General features: G+C 46.8%; 3 protein-coding genes. 1 reads left to right on the forward strand and 2 read right to left on the reverse strand.

The annotated features are described in order from the left end of the window. Positions 1 to 4: 4 nt before the first annotated feature. Positions 5 to 172, forward strand: a complete 168-nt coding sequence (rpmG, locus tag B7Y67_RS13825; RefSeq protein WP_015421876.1) for a 50S ribosomal protein L33 — start codon at positions 5 to 7, stop codon at positions 170 to 172. 101 nt (positions 173 to 273) lie between these two features. Here rpmG and B7Y67_RS13830 read toward each other — a convergent pair whose 3' ends face one another. Both B7Y67_RS13830 and B7Y67_RS13835 read right to left on the reverse strand, forming a co-directional pair. Further along, positions 274 to 1467 (reverse strand): acyl-CoA desaturase, encoded by a 1194-nt coding sequence (locus B7Y67_RS13830; RefSeq protein ID WP_215301888.1) that lies wholly within the window; start codon positions 1465 to 1467, stop codon positions 274 to 276. A gap of 28 nt (positions 1468 to 1495) precedes the next feature. Beyond that, positions 1496 to 3097 (reverse strand): RsmB/NOP family class I SAM-dependent RNA methyltransferase, encoded by a 1602-nt coding sequence (locus B7Y67_RS13835; protein WP_215301890.1) that lies wholly within the window; start codon positions 3095 to 3097, stop codon positions 1496 to 1498. Positions 3098 to 3167 lie beyond the last annotated feature (70 nt).

Raw genomic sequence — 3167 nt, forward strand, 5'->3', positions numbered from 1 at the left:
ACAAATGGCTAAAGGCGGCAGAGAAAAAATCAAATTAGAGTCATCAGCTGGTACTGGTCACTTCTATACAACTTCAAAAAACAAGCGTACAAAGCCTGAAAAAATGGAGATCATGAAATTCGATCCAACCATTCGCAAGCACGTTGCTTACAAAGAAACTAAGCTCAAGTAATTTATCGATTCGATATTTATTTGCAGCAAATAAAAAACCCGCTAGATCAGCGGGTTTTTTATTGTCTTGATTTTTCACCAAGACAAAATTCATGTCATCGCTTAAGCGTAACGACGCAACCTTAAAGAGAAGTCACGCAGACTCGATAAACCACTATCTTCTGCGCGCTGACACCACGTATGCAATTGAGAAACCAATTGATCACCTGTAGCATTGGAGCGACTCCAGATAGCCTGCAAATCACGACGCATTTCAATCATCTTACGTAATTGAGCATTGCTTGCCATCAACTCTTCCAACTTCACTTTTTCTTCTGCAGTCAAACGAGATTCATCTTTACCCAACCAGGTACGCGCATCTTTTAAATGTGCCGCCAAGACTTGCATATGTTGGACTTCGTTACTGAAGAAAGAGCTCAAGGTTTTGCTATAGCGAGCCATGATTTCATAACGGTTAGCGATGATAGCTTCGAGTGTGCCTTGATCTGCAGGACGCAAGTCGCTTAGTACTGGCTTTGGAGAAGTCTTCTTCACTTTGGCCAAGCCAACAGCACTCATCATCTGAATGTACATCCAGCCGATATCAAACTCATACCACTTGCTAGAGAGCTTGGCACTTGTGGCAAAGGTGTGATGATTGTTATGTAGCTCTTCGCCGCCAATCAAGATGCCCCAAGGGAAAATATTTCTGGAGGCATCTTCACAGTCATAGTTGCGATAGCCCCAGTAGTGACCAATCCCATTAATAATTCCAGCAGCGGTGATTGGAATCCACAGCATCTGCACTGCCCACACAGTTAAGCCAATAGCACCAAACAAAAACACATCGATGATCAACATCAAGGCCACACCTTGCCAAGAGAACTTAGAGTAGACATTGTGCTCAAGCCAGTCATCTGGCGTGCCATGCCCAAACTTCTCTAAAGTCTCTTGATTGCGTGACTCTTGTTTATACAGCTCAGCTCCACGAGAGAGAACGGTATTGATGCCGAGAACTTGGGGGCTATGTGGGTCATCGACAGTCTCGCACTTGGCATGGTGTTTGCGATGAATAGCAGCCCATTCTTTAGTCACCATCCCAGTGGTTAGCCAGAGCCAAAACCGGAAGAAGTGGGACATGATTGGATGTAAATCTAAGGCACGGTGCGCTTGGCAACGATGCAAGAAAATAGTCACGCTAGCAATTGTGATGTGAGTGGCCACCAAAGTAAAAACAAGGATCTGCCACCACGCCCAATTTAAATAGCCATGAGATAGCCAATTAAGGAATAAATCAAAACCAGAAGCTGTGTTCAAAAGGATATCCCTAACGAGGTCTAAACCCTTATTTTAGTTCTTTAGCGACTTTCTTGGTTTTGATCTTAGTCTCTTTTTCCCCGCCTTTTTCATCGCCCTGATCAATCTTCTCAACTGGAGCAGCAGCTTTCTTTTGGAAAACAGCTCCAAAGAAGCCATCTGTACCGTGAATATGGGGCCAAAGCTGCCACCAAGGGTTATCAGGACTACATCCTAGAGGAATTTTATCCTTTGGAAACAATGGCTTAAGAACCTCGGCTGCCGGAACGACCTCAAAATTGGGGTGCTTTGCCAAGAAATCCTCTGCAATTTGCTGGTTTTCTTGAGGTAAAAGGCTGCAGGTCGCATAAACCAAGCGGCCTCCTGGCTTGAGCAAGCGACTTGCCGAAGCCAATATATTCATTTGCTTTTGATTGAGCTCCAACACCCCTTCTGGGGTCTGGCGCCATTTGAGGTCTGGGTTACGGCGCAAAGTACCCATGCCACTACAAGGGGCGTCGACTAAAACGCGATCAATCTTGCCGGCTAAGCGCTTGATCTTAGTGTCATTCTCGCTATCAATCCAGACAGGATGCACGTTAGAGAGTCCGCTACGGGCTTGCCGCGGCTTCAAATTAGCCAAGCGTCGCTCAGATGTATCCAGGGCGTACAAACGGCCTGTGGAGCGCATGATTGCCCCAATCGCTAAAGTCTTGCCGCCAGCACCTGCACAGAAGTCCACTACCATCTCACCGCGTTTGGGGGCGAGTAAGTAGGCTAATAACTGACTGCCTTCATCTTGAACCTCAAACATCCCTGCTTTAAAGCCAACAGTATTTTGCAGAGCGGGCTTACCCATAATGCGCACACCATCAGGGGCATATGGAGTTGGAATGGCTTGATAGCGACCGCCAAGGGCATTCATCTCAGCAAGCAATTGCTCACGAGTTGTCTTCATGGTGTTTGCACGTAAATCCAAAAGAGCTGGATGCATAAGTGATTTAGCTAACTCTTCGCGAGATTCTTCGCCGGGATATTTTCCAAACGCATCCCACAACCATTCCGGCAAGTTATTACGAACCAATGGATTGAGTGCTGATGGATCGACTGTCGCAAAGCGCTGCAACCACTCGTACTCGCCCGTCTTGAGCACGTGGGCTAAGTCAGCAATCGCACTCTCAGCGCGATTAGCAGAACCAAGACCACCTTCAGACAGAGCAGACAGCAAACCCAATAGGGCTAAGCGTCTGGCCTGTGATCCCTCACCACTTGAAGCAAATTGTGAGAACTCATTTTTACGACGCAAGATGGCAAAAGCACTCTCAGCAATTAAGGCGCGATCACGATTACCCAGCTGCGGTTCAGAGCGGAAATAGCGACTCACTACACGATCAGCTGGTTGCTCAAAATTGAGTAACTCAGGAAGCAGACGCTCTAAATGAATGGCATGCTGAGGCAAAGCCTTCGCATTAGAAAAGTTTTTTTGACCTTCGGGCGCAATGATGTTTCCGCTCGCATTACGACGCTCTGGGCGACGCAATGGATCCTTAGATTTAGCGGCATAACTCTTTTGTGGACCTAAGCGTGATCCAGATCTGGATCCAGACTTTGAGCCAGTACTGGCTCCGCGGGATGAACGTTCTTTACTCATAATTTTATTAATTGCGACTCCGGTGGTTGAACCTGAACTTGATTACCTTCTATTCGCAATCGTCCATCAA

The sequence above is a fragment of the Polynucleobacter sp. 35-46-11 genome, from assembly GCF_002281105.1.

Bases quoted from the DNA above. Each gene is read 5' to 3' on its own strand.
- rpmG (WP_015421876.1), top strand. From the start codon at position 5: ATGGCTAAAGGCGGCAGAGAAAAAATCAAATTAGAGTCATCAGCTGGT.
- B7Y67_RS13835 (WP_215301890.1), bottom strand. From the start codon at position 3,097: ATGAGTAAAGAACGTTCATCCCGCGGAGCCAGTACTGGCTCAAAGTCT.